This window comes from Streptomyces sp. NBC_00306 (assembly GCF_036169555.1).
GTDB classification, from domain to species: domain Bacteria; phylum Actinomycetota; class Actinomycetes; order Streptomycetales; family Streptomycetaceae; genus Streptomyces; species Streptomyces achmelvichensis.
The window spans coordinates 5,493,938-5,512,707 of record NZ_CP108032.1 but is presented as its reverse complement, the minus strand read 5'-3'; the positions used below and the strand labels follow the sequence as shown (position 1 = coordinate 5,512,707).

16 protein-coding genes are annotated in these 18,770 nt (G+C 72.0%); 10 read left to right on the top strand and 6 right to left on the bottom strand.

Annotation, left to right across the window (positions count from 1 at the left end):
* Positions 1-44: 44 nt before the first annotated feature.
* From OHA05_RS24730 to ku, 3 genes are all read right to left on the bottom strand, one after another.
* Positions 45-608, bottom strand: a complete 564-nt coding sequence (locus OHA05_RS24730; RefSeq protein ID WP_328861740.1) for a transglycosylase SLT domain-containing protein — start codon at positions 606-608, stop codon at positions 45-47.
* 695 nt (positions 609-1,303) lie between these two features.
* Complete coding sequence (locus tag OHA05_RS24725) at positions 1,304-1,639, bottom strand: hypothetical protein (protein ID WP_313944117.1); 336 nt, start codon at positions 1,637-1,639, stop codon at positions 1,304-1,306.
* 124 nt (positions 1,640-1,763) lie between these two features.
* Entirely contained in the window at positions 1,764-2,882 is a 1,119-nt protein-coding gene (gene ku / locus OHA05_RS24720) for a non-homologous end joining protein Ku (protein WP_328861739.1), read from the bottom strand.
* Between the two features lie 49 nt (positions 2,883-2,931).
* On the opposite strand from ku, the gene ligD reads away from it, so the two are divergent.
* Together ligD and OHA05_RS24710 are read left to right on the top strand one after the other, a co-directional pair.
* Positions 2,932-3,807 carry a non-homologous end-joining DNA ligase gene (gene ligD / locus OHA05_RS24715; protein WP_328861738.1) on the top strand — a complete coding sequence of 292 codons (876 nt, stop codon included), beginning with the start codon at positions 2,932-2,934 and terminating at the stop codon, positions 3,805-3,807.
* Between the two features lie 2 nt (positions 3,808-3,809).
* Complete coding sequence (locus OHA05_RS24710; RefSeq protein WP_328863452.1) at positions 3,810-4,781, top strand: ATP-dependent DNA ligase; 972 nt, start codon at positions 3,810-3,812, stop codon at positions 4,779-4,781.
* A 126-nt stretch (positions 4,782-4,907) separates the two neighbouring features.
* On the opposite strand, the gene OHA05_RS24705 is transcribed toward OHA05_RS24710, so the two are convergent.
* Entirely contained in the window at positions 4,908-5,711 is an 804-nt protein-coding gene (locus tag OHA05_RS24705) for a nuclease-related domain-containing protein (RefSeq protein ID WP_328861737.1), read from the bottom strand.
* Positions 5,712-5,826: 115 nt separating this feature from the next.
* Between OHA05_RS24705 and OHA05_RS24700 the strand changes: the two genes are divergently transcribed.
* From OHA05_RS24700 to OHA05_RS24670, 7 genes are all read left to right on the top strand, one after another.
* On the top strand, positions 5,827-7,920 hold the full coding sequence (locus OHA05_RS24700; RefSeq protein ID WP_328861736.1) for a HEAT repeat domain-containing protein: 2,094 nt from the start codon (positions 5,827-5,829) through the stop codon (positions 7,918-7,920).
* On the top strand, positions 7,917-8,222 hold the full coding sequence (locus OHA05_RS24695; RefSeq protein ID WP_313944122.1) for a zinc-ribbon domain-containing protein: 306 nt from the start codon (positions 7,917-7,919) through the stop codon (positions 8,220-8,222). The genes OHA05_RS24700 and OHA05_RS24695 overlap by 4 nt, the downstream gene beginning before the upstream one ends.
* A 192-nt stretch (positions 8,223-8,414) precedes the next feature.
* Positions 8,415-9,140 carry a hypothetical protein gene (locus OHA05_RS24690; RefSeq protein WP_328861735.1) on the top strand — a complete coding sequence of 242 codons (726 nt, stop codon included), beginning with the start codon at positions 8,415-8,417 and terminating at the stop codon, positions 9,138-9,140.
* Positions 9,137-10,426 carry a HAMP domain-containing sensor histidine kinase gene (locus OHA05_RS24685; RefSeq protein WP_328861734.1) on the top strand — a complete coding sequence of 430 codons (1,290 nt, stop codon included), beginning with the start codon at positions 9,137-9,139 and terminating at the stop codon, positions 10,424-10,426. The genes OHA05_RS24690 and OHA05_RS24685 overlap by 4 nt, the downstream gene beginning before the upstream one ends.
* A 75-nt stretch (positions 10,427-10,501) precedes the next feature.
* Positions 10,502-11,881, top strand: a complete 1,380-nt coding sequence (locus tag OHA05_RS24680) for an FtsW/RodA/SpoVE family cell cycle protein (RefSeq protein WP_328861733.1) — start codon at positions 10,502-10,504, stop codon at positions 11,879-11,881.
* Positions 11,878-13,335, top strand: a complete 1,458-nt coding sequence (locus tag OHA05_RS24675; RefSeq protein ID WP_313944126.1) for a penicillin-binding transpeptidase domain-containing protein — start codon at positions 11,878-11,880, stop codon at positions 13,333-13,335. The genes OHA05_RS24680 and OHA05_RS24675 overlap by 4 nt, the downstream gene beginning before the upstream one ends.
* 4 nt (positions 13,336-13,339) lie before the next feature.
* Positions 13,340-14,425, top strand: coding sequence for an amidase (locus tag OHA05_RS24670; protein WP_328861732.1), 1,086 nt, complete (start codon positions 13,340-13,342; stop codon positions 14,423-14,425).
* Between the two features lie 37 nt (positions 14,426-14,462).
* Here OHA05_RS24670 and OHA05_RS24665 read toward each other — a convergent pair whose 3' ends face one another.
* Both OHA05_RS24665 and OHA05_RS24660 read right to left on the bottom strand, forming a co-directional pair.
* A complete protein-coding gene (locus tag OHA05_RS24665; RefSeq protein ID WP_328861731.1) occupies positions 14,463-16,346 on the bottom strand; it encodes a sulfatase in 1,884 nt (627 codons plus the stop codon).
* Positions 16,347-16,527: 181 nt separating this feature from the next.
* Positions 16,528-17,640 (bottom strand): ferritin-like domain-containing protein, encoded by a 1,113-nt coding sequence (locus OHA05_RS24660; RefSeq protein WP_327680299.1) that lies wholly within the window; start codon positions 17,638-17,640, stop codon positions 16,528-16,530.
* A 130-nt stretch (positions 17,641-17,770) separates the two neighbouring features.
* Between OHA05_RS24660 and OHA05_RS24655 the strand changes: the two genes are divergently transcribed.
* Positions 17,771-18,706 carry an AurF N-oxygenase family protein gene (locus OHA05_RS24655; protein WP_313944130.1) on the top strand — a complete coding sequence of 312 codons (936 nt, stop codon included), beginning with the start codon at positions 17,771-17,773 and terminating at the stop codon, positions 18,704-18,706.
* Positions 18,707-18,770: the final 64 nt, after the last annotated feature.

Genomic DNA, 18,770 nt, shown 5'->3' with positions numbered 1-18,770 from the left:
GGTCGCTCGTGCGGCGGGTGCGCTGCGCCTGTGACGCGGCTGACTCAGTACGCGGAGTCGACGTTGTCGATCGAGCCGTACTTGTCGGCGGCGTAGTTGGCGGCAGCGGTGATGTTGGCGACCGGGTCGGTCAGCTCGTGCGGGGTGCCCTTGACGTGGTAGGCGTCGAACGTGGGCTGGATCACCTGGAGCAGACCCTTGGACGGCGTGCCGTTCTGGGCGTTGATGTCCCAGCCGTTCTCGGCCTTCGGGTCACCGCCGGACTCGCGCATGATGTTGCGGTGCAGGCCCTCGTAGCTGCCGGGGATGTCCTTGGCCTTCATGATGGCCAGCGACTCCTTGATCCAGCCGTCGAGGTTGTTCGCGTACGTCTTCTTCTTCGCCTTGGCCTTCTTGGCCGCGTGGGCGTCGGCCTTGGCGTCCGCCTTGGCCTTGACGGCGGCGACGGAGGTGGTGGACGCGCTCGCGGAGACCGGCTCGGCGGCGTGGGCGGCCGAGGGCATCATCGTGAGCGCGGCAGCCGCGGCACCGGCGGTGGCTATGCCCGCGACCGAGAACTTGCGAAGGCGGGCGATACGGCCGGTGCTGGACTTCATGTGCGTGGTCATGCGGATGTACCTCTCCATGGGGGATGTGCGGGGAGGCCGACCGGGGGGTCGGTACGGCTGGAGCGGAGTCGGACTCCGCAGCGTGGGCCGGTGCGGTCGGACGGGCGGGTTTCGCCCGGTCCGGCACTCGGCTCCCCGGAACGTCAGCCATGGTTAACGGCGCCCGGCGGTGGACGCAAAGATGTGACGTACTACCGAACTACGCAGATATGTCCCATGCGAGATCGGGCGGGGGGCGCCTGCGGTCGAGCGCGCAGGACGCCACCACTACCGCGCTTAGTAAGTGACGTGGGTCCTATGGGGCGGCTCACAAGCCGGCGGCGATTTGGGATGGTTTGAGACGGGTCGGAATACGTGAAGTGACGTGATGTGTGCGGTGAGTGGTCGCACGGGGGTGCGGCCGGGCGGGGGCACGCATGCGCGGGGTTCGCGGGGGCGGGCGCGGGGGGCTTTCGCGAGCGAGGCGGGCGGCAGCGGGGCGGGGTGCTTCGCCGGGCGCGCGGGAGCGGGGGCTTCGCCAGGCGTGCGGGAGCTGGGGGGTCGCCGCGCCCACGGGAGCTGGGGGGTCGCCGCGCCCACGGGAGCTGGGTGCTCGCGGCGCGTGCAGGAGCCGGGGCTTCGCCAGGCGTGCGGGAGCTGGGGGCTTCGCCGGGCATACGGGAGCCGGGGCTTCGCCGGGCGTGCGGCTGGCGCGGTTACCGCTGCTGCCGCGTGAACACCGCGACGCTCTTGAGCGGCGGCGCAAGCGTCAGGGCCAGGGTGCCGTCGTCCTGGCGGGTGACGGCGAACTCGTGGGCCGTGTGCTCGTCCGCGGGCCAGGTGATCCGCATGTCCCCGTCCTCCGTCTCACGGCAGTCGCCGTAGACGAGCTCCAGGCGGGTGGGCGAGGAGGTCGACCAGGTGAACTCGGTGTTGGACGCGTACTCGCCCTCACGGCCGTACTCGACCCAGCCGCGGCCGGAGGCGGTGAAGAGGAGCTTGAAGGAGAGGGGGGCGCGGGACGCGGACCAGAAGCCTTCGAGGTCGGTCATGGGGTGATGGTGGCAGGGCGCGGGCCCGTGCCGGGACCCCATGGCGGGCATCGGTCCCCGCGGGACGGCCGGACCGGAAACGGCGACCACCCCTTCGGGGCCCGGGGAGCCGGCCGGTGGCCCCTCACGCCGAGGCGCGCTTCTTCGGCGAGGCCTTGGCCGTCTTCTTCGCCGCCGCCTTCGTCGCGGCCGTCTTCTTCGTCGCCCCTGATGTGGCCTTCTTGCCCGCCGTCTTCGTCGCCGTCTTCGTCGGCGCCTTCGTCGCGGTCGCCTTCTTCGCCGTCCCCGACGTCGCCTGCTTGCCCGCCGCCGTCCTCGACGCCGTGGTCTTCGCGGTGGTCTTCTTCGCGGTGGCCTTCTTCGCGGTGGTCTTCTTCGCCGCCGCCTTCGAGGCGGCCGTCTTCTTGCGGCCCTTGATCGGGGTGACCTCGGCGTGCTCGCCCGTGTCCGTGCCGGCGTCCCCGCCCTGCGCGTTCTTCGCGGCCCTCACGCTGCTCTCCAGCGCCGCCATCAGGTCGATGACCTGGCCGCCGGCGCCCTCGCCCTCGGCCGGCGCGGGCAGCTCGGCGCCCTGGGCCTTGGCCGCGATCATCTCCTCGACCGCTTCCCGGTAGTGGTCGTGCAGCGAGTCCATGTCGACCTCGCCGAGGGTGTCCATCAGGGCGTCCGCCAGGTCGAGTTCGGCCTCGCGGACCGTGACGTTCCCCTCCGGTGCCACCTCGTCCGGCGAACGGATCTCGTCCGGCCACAGCAGGCCGTGCATGGCGATCACGTCGTCGACGACACGCAGCATCCCGAGCCGCTCCCGGCCGCGGAGGGCGAACTTGGCGAGGGCCACCTTCTGGCTGCGCTTGAGGGCCTCGCGCAGCACTGTGTACGGCTTGACGGCCGGGCCACCGTTGGCCGAGAGGTAGTAGGCCGCGTCGATCTGCAACGGGTCGACCGCCGCCCCCGGCACGAAGGCCACGATCTCGATCGTCTTCGCCGTCGGGAGCGGGAGCTTGGCCAGGTCCTCGTCCGCGATCGGGATGACCGAGCCCTCCTCGGTCTCGTACCCCTTGCCGATCTCGTCGTTGGGCACCTCTTTCTCCTCCAGCTCGCAGACCTTGCGGTAGCGGATCCGGCCGCCGTCGGCGGCGTGGATCTGGCGGAAGGAGATGGAGTGGTTCTCCGTGGCGTTCATCAGCTTCACGGGGATGCTGACCAAGCCGAAGGAGATGGCCCCGTTCCAGATGGATCGCACGCTTGATCCCTTTCCTCCGAAATTCCGGGAATCGTGGGATTCTCATCGTATGACGCCGATCACAGAGGTGGAGGGGCGGCGCCTGGCGCTGAGCAACCTGGAGAAGGTCATCCACCCCGCCACCGGGACGACCAAGGCAGAGCTGCTGCACTACTACGCCTCGACGGCGGAGGCGATGCTGCCCCACATCTGCGACCGGCCGATCTCCTTCCTCAGGTACCCGGACGGCCCGGACGGGCAGATGTTCTTCACGAAGAATCCGCCGCCCGGTACGCCATCGTGGGTACGGACCGCCCCGGTGCCGCGCTCCGACGACAAGAACGCCCGGCAGGTCGTCGTCGCCGACCTGCCGTCACTCGTCTGGGCGGCGAATCTGGTCGTGGAGTTCCACACGCCCCAGTGGACGCAGGACGCACCGGCCGTCGCCGACCGGATGGTCTTCGATCTCGACCCCGGCGCCCCCGCCACGGTCGAGGAGTGCCGCACCGTGGCGCTGTGGCTGCGGGAGCGGCTGGCGGAGGACGGGTTCGAGGCGTACGTGAAGACCTCGGGGTCCAAGGGGCTGCATGTCCTGGTGCCCGTGCGGCCGACCCCGTCGGAGGAGGTGTCGGCGTACGCGAAGAGCCTGGCGGTCGAGGCGGAGGCCGCGCTGCCCCGGCTGGCCCTGTACCGGATGGCACGCAATCTGCGGCCCGGGAAGGTCTTCGTCGACCACAGCCAGAACGCCGCCGCGAAGACGACCGCCGCCCCCTACACCCTGCGGGCCCGGGCCGAGCCGACCGTGTCGGCGCCCGTCACCTGGGAGGAGGTGGAGGCGGGGCAGGAGCTGACCTTCCGGATGAGCGACATGGCACCACGTCTTCAGAGGTACGGCGATCTGCTCGCCCCGCTGACCGATCCCGGGCAGGCGAGGCCGCTGCCGTGAGCATGCCGCGCCCACCGCTGAAGGTGATGCTCGCCGAGTCGGTGAGCACGCTGCCGCGCGGGGGGCGGCTGGCGTACGAGCCGAAGTTCGACGGCCACCGGATGGTGATCTTCCGTACCGCCGAGAAGGTCCTGCTCCAGGCGCGCTCCGGGCGGATCATCACGGACGCGTTCCCCGATCTGGCCGCCGCCGCACGGCAGTTGCCGGAGGGGACGGTGCTGGACGGCGAGGTCGTCGTCTGGTCGAAGGGGCGGACCGACTTCGCCGCCGTGCAGAAGCGCGCGGCCGCAACCCCGGGGCGGGCTCCCGCTCTTGCGCGCCGGCTTCCCGCCTCGTACGCGGCCTTCGATCTGCTGGCCGAGGACGGCGCGGACCTGCGGCGATCCGCGTACGAGAAGAGACGGCGCCGGCTGGTCGCTGTGCTCGGGACACTCGGACCGCCGCTCCAGGCCGTGCCGATGACGCTCGACGCCGACGAGGCCGCGACCTGGTACGACTCGCTGCCCGGGATCGGCGTCGAGGGGCTGGTGATCAAACGGCTGGACCAGACGTACCGCAGCGGCACGCGCGCGTGGTTGAAGCTGCGGCACACGTCGGCGCACGACGCGGTGGTCGTCGGATTCACCGGGGCGCGGTCCCGGCCGCACGCTCTGGTGCTGGTCCTGCCCGACGACGACACCCCCGTGGTCTCCAGCCCGCTGACACCGGCACTGCGGGTCCAGGCGGCCGCCGCCCTGCCGGGAACGGCCGCGACGACGGCGTCCGCCACCGGCGCCGGCGATTCCCTCGTGCCGGGCGAGGCGCCCGTGGCGATGGCGGCCGGTCTCGGCGAGGTCGCGTACCAGCCGGTGGCGGCAGGACTGAGCGTCGAGGTGGAGCAGCGGACCACGCGCCACGCGACCACCACGGTGCTGCGGCTGCGCCTTCCCCCGGACGCCGACGGGGACGGGGACCTTCCGGGAACGTCAGACTGAGGGCGCCCGGCCAAGGCCCGGGGCGGTGTCCCGCCTGATCCGCCCGGACCGGCCGCCGCCCCACGCGGCCGTCGCGTACAGCGCCTCGGTGTCCGCCGGCTTCAGCTCCCCGCCCCAGCTTTCCCGTCAGGCCCGCAGCCACGTGCGGCGGTCGCGCGCCGTCGCGTACAGCGCCTCGATGTCCGCAGGCTTCAGCACACCGCCGAGCCTGGCCAGCGCGGGCACGTCCGTCTCGCGAAGAATCCTCACGTCGGGCGGTGTCGGCAGGACGTCCAGCCGCGCCGCCCCGACCACGGCGAGCACCGGTCGTACGGCCGCGGTCAGGGCCAGCGAGGCGCGCTCGGCCCGGCGGCGGGTGGTGCGCAGCAGCGGGACGGGCTGTCCGCGGCCGGCGCGGACCATCGGGTCGGCGACACGTACCCGCTGCTTCCGGGCGGGCAGGGTGTGCACGGCCAGCGCGCCGGCCGGCCCGAGCAGCAGATGGTCGATGCGGTCGGCGCCGGGCAGCGGTACCGAGTGCAGGACGCGCCATCCCACCGACTCCAGGCGTTCCAGGGCGTCGCCGAGCAGCCGGTCGGCGTCGAGCTGCGCCAGGCGCGGGTCCTGGCGGAAGCGGCTCCCCGAGGCGGGGCCGCGGTCCAGTTCCGTGAGGAGGCTCTCGCCGGAACGGTTGGGTGCCAGGTCGTCGTCGGGATGGAGGGAGAGCCTGGCGAGGTCGGCGGAGGTGGGCACGGGTGGGGGCCCGATGGTGAAGTCCCCTGTCACATAGGGCGCGAGAGCCGCGAGCACCCCGTCCCGGTACTCGGTCGCGACCAGGCTGATCCGCCCGGCGTCACGGTCGAACCAGGCGACGTTGCGACCGTCGGGAAGGCTGACGTACAGCCGGTCCCGGCCTTCCCTGTGTGCTGGTGTGACGCGCAGCGCGGTCATGCCATCACCCCCGGACCATGGGAACAGCCCCGGGGCCTTCGGGGCAATAACCCCGCGATGCCGGAGCGGTGGTGCACACTCTCCCCAAGCGCACGTTCTTGGGAGGGGGGCAGGCGTGTTCGGGGGAATCAACGACGTCGACTGGGCGTCACTGGAGCATGCCTACGGTCCGGCGGACGACGTGCCGGCCCTGTTGTACGGGCTGGCGTCCCCGGACCCCGCGGAGCGGGAGTCGGCGCTCGACGGGATGTACGGCGCGGTGCACCACCAGGGCGATGTGTACGACTCGACGCTCGCCTGCATCCCCTTCCTTCTGGAGCTGGTCGGCGATCCGTCCGTCGAGGACCGCGGTGGCGTCGTCGAGCTGCTGACCAGCATCGGCGGCATCGATCTCGACGGCGACGACGAACTGGACCCGGAGGACGAGGAGTTCGAGTACGCGGCGAACTACGCGATGGCGGCGTCGGCCGTGACCGCGGGCGCCGACGTCTTTCTCGCGCTCGTCGACTCCGGGGACCGCGGGCTGCGGCTCGCCGCGCCCCTCGCGCTCGCCACGTTGCACGGTGACCCGGAGCTGGTGCTCGGGCTGTTGCGCCGGCGCCTGGCCGCGGAAGAGGACGCCGAGGTCCGCTTCGCCTGTGTGGAGGCGGCGGGCCGGATAGCGCTGCGGCACGGCCGTCTGGCATCCGAGGTGGTCGAGTGGCTCACCGGGCTGACCCGGGTGACGTACGGCGCGGGGGTCCGGCTGGCCGCTCTGGCCCAGCTCGCCCGCTGCGCCCCGGACGCCCTGCCGCCCGATGTGGTGACCGGCGTGACGGGCCTGCTGCGGGAGCTGCGCGCCGAACCGGTGCCCGCCTCCTCGGCGCCCGAGCGGCCGTCGACACCGACGCTGCTGGGGCAGCTGCGCGAGCGCCGCGAGTCGGAGACGGCGGGCCGGCACGCTCCCTGGACGGCGGACCTGCTGCGCACCCTCCACTCCGGTCTGGGTGACCGGGTCGAGGACCGGACTGCGCTGCTGACGGACCAGTTGTGCAGCCCCGACTGGGGGCAGCGGACCGATGCGGTACGGATGAGCGGCGCTCTGCTGCGGACCCGGCGCGGGGAGTACGGCGAGCTGGTGGGGCTCATGGGCGAGCAGCTCAGTGATCCCGAACCGCGGCTGGCGGACGCCGCGGTGCTCGCGCTCGGGGAGCTGTTCGGCCTGGCCGCGCCCGCGGCGGACGCGCTGGCGGACCGGGTGGCGGCGGACCCGGCCGGCTGGGTGCAGGAGTGGCCCGGCGGGCCGCCCATGCTCGGCAGTGTCGTCATGACACTCGCGCGCGCCGGCGACCGGCGGGCGGTGCCGGTGCTGGCGCGGCTGCTGGAGCTGGACGAGGCACCGCAGAACCTCGGACATGTGCTGGGCCATCTGGGCGAGAAGGCCCTGCCGCTCGTGCCCGCGCTGCGCCGCCGGCTCGGCGCGCTGGATCTGGACGAGCGGCTCCACGACCTGGCGGGCCCTCTGCTGTACGGACTGACGGCGCTGCGGGCGGCCGACGCGCTGCCGGAGGTGCTGCGGGTGCTGCGCGGGGCGCCCCGGTACCGCAAGGAGTGGGTCGTCGAGCAGGCGCTGCGGGCGCTGACCGCCTTCGGTCCCGCGGCCCGTGCGGCCGCGCCGGATCTGCGGGGACTGCTGGCCGGGGGCGAGAGTTCGGGCGCCTTCGCCGTGCAGACCGCGGCGGCGCTGTGGGCGGTGGAGCCGGGCGCGCGGGAGGTCCTTCCGGTCCTGCGTACGGCCCTGTCGGCGAGTGAACTCGCCGTCCGGCGCGCGGCGGCCGCGGCACTCGGCGCAGTGGGGAGCGAAGCGGCGGCGGCCGCCCCCGCGCTGGCCGGACTGTCGCGGGCACCCGATCCGTGGGCCCGGACGGACGCGGCGATCGCCCTGTGGCGGGTGACGGGCGACGCGCACCGTGCGTGGCCCGTGCTGCGGGCGGCCTGGGAGACCCTTCCGGGCACGCGCCCCGCGATCGCCGCATGCCTCGCGGACCTCGCAGAGGGGTCCTCGGAGCCGGTGGCGGACGAGGTGGAGCGGACGCTGCGTACGGAGATCTCGTCCGTCCGGCGGCACCAGTCGATGGACGGCGGGTACGGCAGCCATGACATCTTTACGGATGAGAAGCTGCTGGCCCTGTGCCGGCGGGCGCTGACGAGGGAGGGACCGGCAACATGATCATTTTCGGAACCAAGGGCTACATCTTCCAGCTGGCGATACTGACGCTGGTGTGCGGGCACTGCGGCAACCCGTCGGCGCACACGCTCCGCAAGCGGGTCACCAAGTTCACGCTGTTCTTCGTGCCGCTGTTCCCGGTGTCGACGAAGTACGCCACGCAGTGCACGTTCTGCGGCATGGAGCAGAAGATCACCAAGGAGCAGGCCGACCAGCTGCTGGCGCAGGCCGCGGGCCCGCAGGGCGGAGCGCCCCAGGCCCAGCCGCAGGCGCAGCCGGGGCAGCAGAACCCGTACCAGCGCTGAGGCCACTGCCCGTACCGGCGCCGGGGCCACAGCCCGTACCGGCCGGGGTCACGCCCCCGCCGGGCGCGAGGCATCCCTCACCCTGCCTCACCGGTGCGCTCCGGCCGGCGGTGCGCGACCGCCCGGCCGGTGGACAAAAAGGACTTCCCTACGAATAAGGTCTACGGGAAGACCGACTGTCCGAGGAGACCCGTGCGCCCGCCCCGCCTGCTGTACGCCGCGCTGCTGACGGCGGCCACCGCCGCACTGCTGTCGGGATGCGGCGACGAGGGCCGGCTGGAGATCGCCGGCGCCACCCCCACGGCCGTCGGACCCGTGCGGCTGTGGCCCGGTCTCGCGCCCGTCACCTCGCCGCCCAACGACTACGGCGAGACCGACACCGAACGGGTCCCCGGCATCACGGTCCCGGCCGGCGGGGTGCGCGCACTCGACCCGGCGACGGTCCTGCTCGCCGAAGCCGCCGCCAAGCCGAGCACCTTCACCGGCGCCGACGACCGCTACCAGGAGACGGTCGCCCAGCTCCGCGGCTGCGAGGCGAAACCCGCGTCCTGCCCGGTGCTCCCGCCCTACTACCGCGATCTGACCGGTGACGGGCAGGACGAGCTGATCGTCGGCATCACCCTGCCGCAGCAGCAGACGGCGGTGCGCTGCTACATGCCCGACAAGGGCGCCCTGATCCGGATCATGGCCACGTACGACCAGTTGGTGAACGTGGAGCTGGCCGGCCGGGACCTCGTGCTGCGTTCGGTCTCCGCCGGCATCCCCGGGTACGAGTACCGCACGGCGTGGTCCTGGGACGCCCGGCAGAACGCGATGCTGGCGACCAGCGACGAGATCGTCCGCGTCACACCGTCGCCCTCCCCCTCCGCCACTCCGCCGCCCTCCGTCGCGCCGAGGCGTCCGGCGGCCGGGCCGTGAGAACGCCGCGACTGCCCCGCTGGACCGCGACCCTCACCTGGAAGGCCGCGGTCTTCATCACCGTGATGTGCTGTGCGCTCGCGGCGCTGCTGGGCGCGCTGGTGCACGCCGCGGTCACCCGGCAGACGGTGGAGGAGTCCCGCGGGAAGGCACTGGACCGGCTGACGGAGGCCACCGCGGCGTACGAGGGCGGCGCTCCCCTGCCCCGGTACGCGGGCGTGGATCCCCCCGGCCTGCCGGCGGCGTTGCGCGATGTCGCCGCCGGCGGGAAGCGCGGCACGGTGGTGAGCAGCTTCGAGGGGCACCCGACCATGTGGGCCGCGGGGCCCGCGGACGGCCGGGCCATCGCCGTACGCGTCGACTACACCCAGAGCGCGAACACCATCGACGGCCTGGACCGGGCGATCGTGGGCTCGTCGGGGCTGGCCATCGGGGCCACGCTGCTGGTCGGCGCGTTCGCCGTCACCCGGGTCACGCGCCGGCTGCATCTGACCGCACAGGTGGCGCGGCGGATCAGCGCGGGCGACCTCGACGCCCGGGTCAACGACCCGCGCACCGAGGACCCTTCGCGCCGCCAGGACGAGGTGGCGACGGTCTCCGGCGCGCTGGACACGATGGCTTCCTCGCTCCAGGGAAAGCTGCAGAGCGAGCAGCGGTTCACCGCGGACGTGGCGCACGAGCTGCGGACCCCGCTGACCGGCCTGACCGCGGCGGCCGAGCTGCTGCCCGAGGGCCGCCCGGCCGAGATGGTGCGGGACCGGGTGCGCGCGATGCGCTCGCTGACCGAGGACCTGCTGGAGATCTCCCGGCTGGACGCGGGCAGCGAGACGGTGGACCTGGAGGTGCATCAACTGGCGCGGCTGGCCGAGCGCGTGGTGCGGCTGTCGGGGACGGACACCGAGGTGCGGGTCGTACGGGACGCGGCGGTCGAGACCGACCGCCGCAGGCTCGAACGCGTGCTCGGCAATCTCGTCTCCAACGCCCACCGGCACGGGAGGCCGCCGGTGGTACTGACCGTGGACGGCCCGGTGGTGACCGTCATCGACCACGGCCCGGGCTATCCCGAGTATCTGCGGGCGCACGGTCCCGCGCGGTTCCGCACCGAGGGCGGCAGCAAGGGGCACGGACTCGGGCTGACCATCGCGGTCGGCCAGTCGGCCGCGATCGGGGCGGAGTTGCGCTTCACGAACGCGCCCGAGGGCGGCGCGGCTGCCCGGCTGACGCTGCCCGAGTACGTGCGGTTCGACGACGACTTCCCCGAGCTCGCCCCGGAGGGCGAGAGGTGACGTTCCGTCGACTCCTCATCGGCACACTATTGACATAAAGGGACATAAGACTTGCGTCTTGCTACGTTGCGTGGCATGACCGCAACGACGGCGGAGGCTCCCCCGCCCGCCCCGCGTCTTCCCCGGCGGCGGGGCGTCGAGCTCTCGCTCCTGGTGGGCGCCGTCCTCATCAGCGTCTTCGGCTATGCGGCGGTGGGGCTCGCCCGCCACGACGCCGTACCGCACGACGTCCTGCGCTACGGCGCCGGCCTCGGCGTCCTCGCGCTTGTGGCCCACCTCGCCGTGCGGTTCCGCGCCCCGTGCGCCGATCCGCTGCTGCTGCCCATCGCGGTCCTCCTCAACGGCCTGGGCCTGGTGCTCATCTACCGGCTCGACCAGGAGACGCCGCACGACATCGCCGCGCCCGTCCAGCTGATCTGGTCCACGCTCGGAGTCGCCCTCTTCATCACCGTGGTCCTCCTGCTGCGCGACCACCGGCTCCTCCAGCGCTACGCCTACGTCTCGGTCGCCGCCGCGCTCGCCCTGATGCTCGTACCGATCTTCTTCCCCGCGGTGAACGGCGCCCGGATCTGGATCCGGATCGGCGGACTGTCCTTCCAGCCGGGCGAGTTCGCGAAGATCCTGCTCGCCGTCTTCTTCGCGGCCTACCTCGCCGCCAACCACACCACGCTCGCCAGCACGGGACGCCGGATCTGGCGGATGCAGCTCCCCACCGGCCGGGTGCTCGGTCCCGTCGTCGCCATCTGGCTGATCAGCGTGGCCGTGCTCGTGCTGGAACGAGACCTCGGCACCTCGCTGCTCTTCTTCGGGCTCTTCGTGATCATGTTGTACGTGGCCACCGGCCGGACCGGCTGGATCGCGGTGGGCCTGACGCTCGCGGCGGCCGGGGCGGTCGCGGTCGGTCTGCTCGAACCCCATGTGCACGGCCGGGTCCAGGACTGGCTCGACCCGTTCGCGACCATCGAGGCCGGCCAGGGCCCCAGCCAGGTCGCCCAGTCGCTGTTCGCCTTCGCCGCGGGCGGGATGCTCGGCACCGGCCTCGGCCTCGGCCACTCCACGCTCATCGGGTTCGCGACGAAGTCCGACTTCATCCTCGCCACCGCGGGCGAGGAACTCGGACTGGTCGGCCTCACCGGGATCCTGATGCTCTACGCGCTGATGGTGGCGCGCGGCTTCCAGGCCGGGCTCTGTCTGCGCGACCCGTTCGGACGGCTGCTGGCGGTGGGGCTCGCCTCGATCATCGCCCTCCAGGTCTTCGTCATCGCGGGCGGAGTGATGGGGTTGATCCCGCTCACCGGCATGGCCATGCCCTTCCTGGCGCAGGGCGGTTCGTCCGTCGTCACCAACTGGGTCATCGTGGCGCTGCTGATCCGGGTCAGCGACTCGGCCCGCAGGCCGAGCCCGGAACCGGCCGACACCGAGGTCCTCGTCCCGGCCCTGAAGGAGGACAGGTGATCCGCTACATCCGCCGCGCGGCCGGCCTCTGCTTCCTGCTGCTGCTCGCCCTGCTGATCAACGCCGCACGGGTGCAGCTCGTCGCGTCCGGCTCGCTGGACGACAACCCGGCGAACCGCCGCACGGCGATCGGCCGTTACGACGGGCCGCGCGGCGACATCCTGGTCGGCGGCAGACCCGTCACCGGCAACGAGGACACCGGCCAGCAGCTCCGCTTCGAACGCACCTATCCCCAGGGCCCGCTGTACGCGCCGGTGACCGGCTTCTCCTCGCAGACATACGGCACCACCCTCCTGGAGAACGCGGAGGACACGGTGCTCTCCGGCTCGGACCCGCTGCTCACCGCGTTCCCGTTCTGGAACGACGTGAGTGGCCACCGGCGGTCCGGCGGCCATGTCGTCACCACCATCAAGCCCTCGATGCAGGAGGCCGCGTACCGGGGACTCGGCGGCAAGCGAGGCGCCGTCGCCGCGCTCGAACCGTCGACCGGCAGGATTCTCGCGCTGGTCAGCAGCCCGTCGTACGACCCCGGCGAGCTCTCGGGCACGGGCATGTCGACGACCTACGCGTGGGCACGGCTCAACGCCGAGTACACACAGCCGATGCTGAACCGGGCGATCCGGCAGACGTATCCGCCCGGCTCCGCGTTCAAGATCGTGACCGCGGCGGCGGCGCTGGACGCGGGGGTGGTCGCCGATGTCGACGCGCCGACCGGTACGCCCGACCCGTACATCCTGCCGGGCACCCGCACCACGCTGCCCAACGTGACGAAGGACTGCGGCAACGCCTCGCTCGCCTACGCGATCCAGTGGTCGTGCAACTCGGTGATGGCGGCCATCGGCGTGAAGATCGGGATGGCCGGAATGCTGGACACGGTCTCCAGGTTCGGCTTCAACGACCGCAAGCTGCGCATCCCCTCCGGGGTGGCCCCCTCGAACTTCGACAAGCGGATGACCGTGGACCAGCTGGCGCTGTCCTCGATCGGGCAGTTCAACACCACCGCGACACCGCTCCAGATGGCGATGGTCTCGGCGGCCGTCGCCAACGGCGGGGACCTCAAGCAGCCCCATCTCGTGGAGCGCGTGACGACCCCCGGCGGCCGGACGCTCTCGCAGACCGACCAGCGTTCGTACCACCAGGCGATGTCCCCCTCCACGGCACGCGAGTTGCAGCGGCTGATGGTGCGCGTGGTGGAGGACGGCACCGGCGGGAAGGCCGCGATCAAGGGGGCGAGGGTCGGCGGCAAGACAGGCACGGCGCAGCACGGTCTCGGCAACTCGGGTACGCCGTACGCCTGGTTCATCTCCTGGGCGCAGGCGCGCGGCGCCACCCAGCCCGCGGTCGCGGTCGCCGTGGTCGTCGAGGACGCCACGGGGGTACGCGGGGCCATCAGCGGCGGCGGCAGCGCGGCTCCCATCGCGCGCGCCGTCATGGAGGCGGCCCTGCGAGACTGATCCGATGACGGTGGCCCGGGCTCTGGAGCGGATCGAACGGCTGGACCCGCAGGTCTGCGCCTTCCTCGACGTGTGGCCGGAGCGGGCGCTGAGCCGGGAGCCCGATCCGGCGGGGGCGCTGGCGGGAGTTCCGTTCGCGGTGAAGGGGCCGGCCGGCATCCGCGCGCATGCGGCCCGTCGGCTGATCGCGGCGGGCGCCGTGCCGGTCGGCTCGACGGCGGTACCGGGGCCGGGCACCTACTGGCAGACCTGGGGCCTCGGCCGGCACGGCCGGACGCTCAACCCGTACCGGGCGGACCGCACGCCCGGCGGCTCCTCGGCGGGCGCGGCGGTGGCGGTCGCGACGGGCATGGCCGCTCTCGCCACGGGCAGCGACGGCGCCGGGTCGGTACGTATCCCGGCAGCCTGGTGCGGGGTGTTCGGGCTGAAGACGACGAACGGCCTGCTGCCGTCACCCGACCGCACCGGTCTCGCCTCGGCGGGTGTGCTCACCCCGACGGCCGCGGAGGCACGGACCTGTCTGCGGGCGGTGCTCGGCCCGTACGACGAAGTACGCCCGGTCCTGCCGCTGCGGGCGCGCTGGTCACCGGACCTGGGGTTCGCACGAACGGACCCGGAGGTGGAGTCGGTGGCACGGGCGGCGGCCGGGCTGCTGGAGACAACCGGAGTGGTACGCCTGGACCGGAGCCCCTTCGAACTGCTCGACCCGCGGGACGCCTGGCAGGCGGTCCGGGGTGGCCGCCCGGCCGCCGCTGCGGCGGTCCGCGCGGAGAACGACCGCCGCCTGGACGCCCTGTTCGCCCGGACCGACGTACTGCTGACCCCCGCGACTCCGAACCGCCCCCACGGCCACGACGGCCCGGGCGACACCTACTCCACGGCGCTGACCTGGGCGTTCAACCTCAGCGGCCATCCGGCGGCGAGTGTCCCGGCGGGCTTCACGGACGACGGCTGCCCGGTGGGCCTCCAACTGGTCGCGGCGCGCGGGGCGGACGTGGCGTTGGTCGAGATGGCGGTGGCAGCGGAGGAACGGCTGCCGGCAGTGAGCCGACCGGCCCAGATGCCCAGCGCGGCGAACCCGGGCGACTGAACCCGGCGTACAGCCCGGCTCGTGCCGAGCCGCCGCGTTAGCGCGCCGGCGGAGTCGCCGGAGCGGCGGGCTGCGGGCCGTACGCCGTCAGGAAGCGGTCGCGGAACGTGTCCATCGGCCAGACCGGCGCGTCCGGGGACGGCTTGAGGCCCTCGTGCCAGCCCCAGCCGGCGATCTTGTCGAGGACCGCGGGGTCGTGGGCGACGATCGAGATCGGCACGTCCCGGCCGGCGTTCTCACCGGTGACGATCTTCGCGGGCTGGTGGTCGCCGAGGAAGACCAGCACGGTGTCCTTGTCGCCGTACTTCGCCACGTACGAGACCAGGCTGTTCACCGAGTACTCGATGGAGCGCCGGTACTCGGTACGCACCTGGTCGGGGTCCTTCCAGACCTCCTTGGGGTCCTTCCCGTCCTTGCTGATGGACTGGTAGACCGAGCCGTCACCGATCTCGTCCCACCCGATCGACTTGGGGATGGGCGCCCAGGGGTTGTGGCTGGAGACGAGGATGATCTCGCTCATCAGCGGCTTGCGGCCCGGCTTGCCGTTCTCCAGACGCTCGAAGGCCGACAGGCTGTACTGGTCGGGAACGGGCGCCCAGCTGAACTTCGGGCCCTCGTAGCCGAGCTCGCGGGAGTCGTAGACGGTGTCGAGGCCGTAGAACTTCCCTTCCGGCCACGAGCGGGTGACGCCCGGCATGATGCCGACCGTCCGCCAGGCGTCGGAGCGCTGGAAGGCGCCGGTGAGCGAGAGGTGGTCGCTGGAGGTGACACTGCGGTACCGCTGCTGGTTCTTGACCCACAGGCCCGACATGAAGGTGGAGTGGGCCAGCCAGCTGCCGCCGCCGAACGTGGGCGAGGTGAGGAAGCCGCTCCGTGCGGAGAACCCGGCCGCCTTCAGCCGGTCGGTGCCCTCGGCGAGGGTTTCGTTCATCTGCGGCGCCATCGCCGGGTCCTCGATGGCGCTGCGGCCGTAGCTCTCGATGAACGCGAAGATGACGTCCTTGCCGCGCAGTCCGGTCAGCAGTTGGTCTGCGGGGGTGTCGGCGAACCTGTCGACGGCCGCCTCCCTGGCGAACGCCCGCTCGTCCTCGATGCCCGCACGCACCGTGTACAGACGGTGCTTGGCGAGGTCGGCCGTGGCCAGGGAGGCGACGGGGACGCCGACGTTCTGTATCCCGAGCGCCATGCAGGCGACCCAGACGGTCCCGGCGACCAGGACGGAACGGGTGGCCACCGCGCTGTGCTCGGCGACGAGCCGGGTCAGCCGGACGACCGCCAGCGTGATGAGGACGAGGACGGCGATGACCAGGGCGATGACCACGACGACGGCGCCGATCGCACCGGCGGTGCCGACCGAGTCCTGGAGGAACGCCTTCGCGTCGTCGAACAGGATCCAGTCCAGTACGAGGTCGAACGGCCGGTCGAGCACCGAGTAGAACCCCATGTCCAGCAGGTTCAGGATGGTCACGAGACCGAGGCACACCCCGGCGACGACCGCCGTCACCCGTCGCGCCCGCGCCGGCAGGACCAGCAGCAGGGCGGCGCCGAAGATCGCCTCGACGGGTATGCGGGTGAAGGAGGCGGGTGTGACGCGGGTGAGTTCATTGGGGACGACGAGCGCCGCGAACACCAGCAGGGCGGCGAGCACGGTCGTCGTCGACGAGCGGGCGCGCGCGATGCCCGGGTTCCTCCGCCCGCCGGCCGGGGCCGATTCGGGGTCGGCGTCCGGGTCTGCGGCAGGCTCGGGGTCGGCTGGGGCGGCGCCTTCCGTTTCGGCGCCGGCGTGGGCTGCCGCGGTGTCCTCCGCGTCAGCGTCGGCCGGGGCATCCGCGGCCGCGTCACCCGCCGTCGGCGCCGGGTCCCCCTCGCTGTTCGCCGCGTCCTTGTGCAGCAGCTGACGAGAGCGCGTGAAGAGCGACACCCGAAGGTCCTTCCGTGCGAAGCGCGGTGGTGGCACGGCGGACCGGGCTCGGGAGGTCGGGCCGCCGGCTAGGAGTACGGCCGGCCGGCGGTCCCGGTTCAACCGGCAGGTCATCCGCGCGGGAAGCGTACGCCCGCCCGGAACACCGGCCGACGGCCCGGTGCCTCCCGGAACGGCACGATCACGGACCGGCGGTCCCGCCCTCCGCGATCGCCTCCTCGACCTCCGCCACCCTGGCCCGCTCCTCCTCCGCGAACCGTTCGCGGTCCAGTTGTTCCGCGATCTCCTCGTCCTGGGTCATCAGCAGGTCGAGGTTGGCGTCACCCATCTCGAAGACGCCCATGTCCAGGTACGCCTTCTGCAGCCGCTCGCCCCACAGACCGATGTCCTTCACACACGGCACGATCCTGCTGAACAGCAGCTTGCGGAACAGCTGGAGGAACTCGGACTGTTCGGAGAGCTCGGCGGCCTCCTGCCGGGGGATGCCGAAGTTCTCCAGGACCTCGACACCGCTGAGGCGGTTGCGCATCAGGTAGCAGCCCTCGATCACGAACTCCTCGCGCTCGCGCAGTTCCGCGTCGCTGAGCTGCTTGTAGTAGTCGCGCAGCGCCATCCGCCCGAACGCCACGTGCCGCGCCTCGTCCTGCATGACGTAGGCCAGGATCTGCTTGGGCAGCGGCTTGTCGGTGGTGTCGCGGAGCAGGCCGAACGCGGCGAGGGCGAGCCCCTCGATGAGGACCTGCATGCCGAGGTAGGGCATGTCCCAGCGCGAGTCGCGCAGGGTGTCGCCGAGCAGCCCCTGGAGGTTGTCGTTGACCGGGTACAGCATCCCGACCTTCTCGTGCAGGAAGCGCCCGTAGATCTCGGCGTGCCGGGCCTCGTCCATGGTCTGGGTGGCGGAGTAGAACTTGGCGTCCAGATCGGGCACCGACTCGACGATGCGCGCGGCGCACACCATCGCGCCCTGCTCTCCGTGCAGGAACTGGCTGAACTGCCAGGAGGTGTAGTGCTTCCGCAGCTCGCCCTTGTCCTTCTCGGTGAGCTTCGCCCAGTGGCGCGAACCGTAGAGGGTGAGCGCCTCGTCGGGGGTGCCGAGCGGGTCGTACGGATCCACCTCCAGGTCCCAGTCGATGCGCTTGGCGCCGTCCCACTGCTTGTCCTTGCCCTTCTGGTACAGGGCGAGAAGACGGTCGCGGCCGTCGTCGTACTCCCAGCTGAAGCGGGCGGCGCCCGAGGCCGGGACCTGCCATTGGAGGCTTTCAGGGGCGTTCGTGTAGCGGTCGTACGTCGACACCGGCGACTCCTTCGCCTCATATCCCGTATACCGAAGGCCACTTGGCAGGCTCACACGCTGGTAGACGAAGAGTCAACAAGTCGTGCGCAAGGGATTGACGAGCTTACTGACAAGGAGTCTCATAACTGCCATGACGACCGTGACCGAACGCGACTTGCGGCTGCTGCGCGATGCACTCGGCCCTCTGAGGGACCGTGAACAGGTCGCCGAGCGCCTGCTCGAGTCCTCCGCCAAGCACTCTTTCGACCCCGACAAGGAGCTCGACTGGGACTCCCCCGTCGAGGACGACAAGTGGTTCTGGCCGCCGGAGCTGGTGTCGCTGTACGACACCCCGCTGTGGCGGAAGATGTCCGAGGACCAGCGGATGGATCTGGCCAGGCACGAGGCGGCCTCGCTGGCCTCGCTGGGCATCTGGTTCGAGATCATCCTGATGCAGCTGCTGGTGCGGCACATCTACGACAAGTCCGTGACCAGCAACCATGTGCGGTACGCGCTCACCGAGATCGCGGACGAGTGCCGGCATTCGATGATGTTCGCCCGGATGATCCAGAAGGGCGGAGCGCCCGCCTACCCGGTGCCGCGGGTCTACCACAATCTCGCCCGCGTCCTGAAGACCGTGTCGACGACGCCCGGTTCGTTCGCGGCGACCCTGCTCGGCGAGGAGATCCTCGACTGGATGCAGCGCCTCACGTTCCCGGACGAGCGGGTCCAGACCCTGGTGCGTGGTGTCACCCGTATCCATGTGGTGGAAGAGGCCCGCCATGTCCGGTACGCCCGCGAGGAGTTGCGGCGCCAGATGGTGACCGCGCCGCGCTGGGAGCAGGAGTTCACCCGGCTCAGCTGCGGCGAGGCAGCCAAGGTGTTCTCCGTCTGCTTCATCAATCCGCAGGTCTACACGAACGTCGGTCTCGACCGCCGTGAGGCCGTGGCGCAGGTGAAGGCGAGCGGCCACCGTCGCGAGGTGATGCAGTCGGGCGCCAAGAGGCTCACGGACTTCCTGGACGACATCGGCGTGCTGAGGGGGCCGGGGCGGAGGCTGTGGAAGAGCTCGGGCCTGCTGGCGTAGTCGAGGGCCGCCCGGCCGCACGGGCGGACGGTGTCGACGGCCCGGCCACGCACGCCGGCGCAGC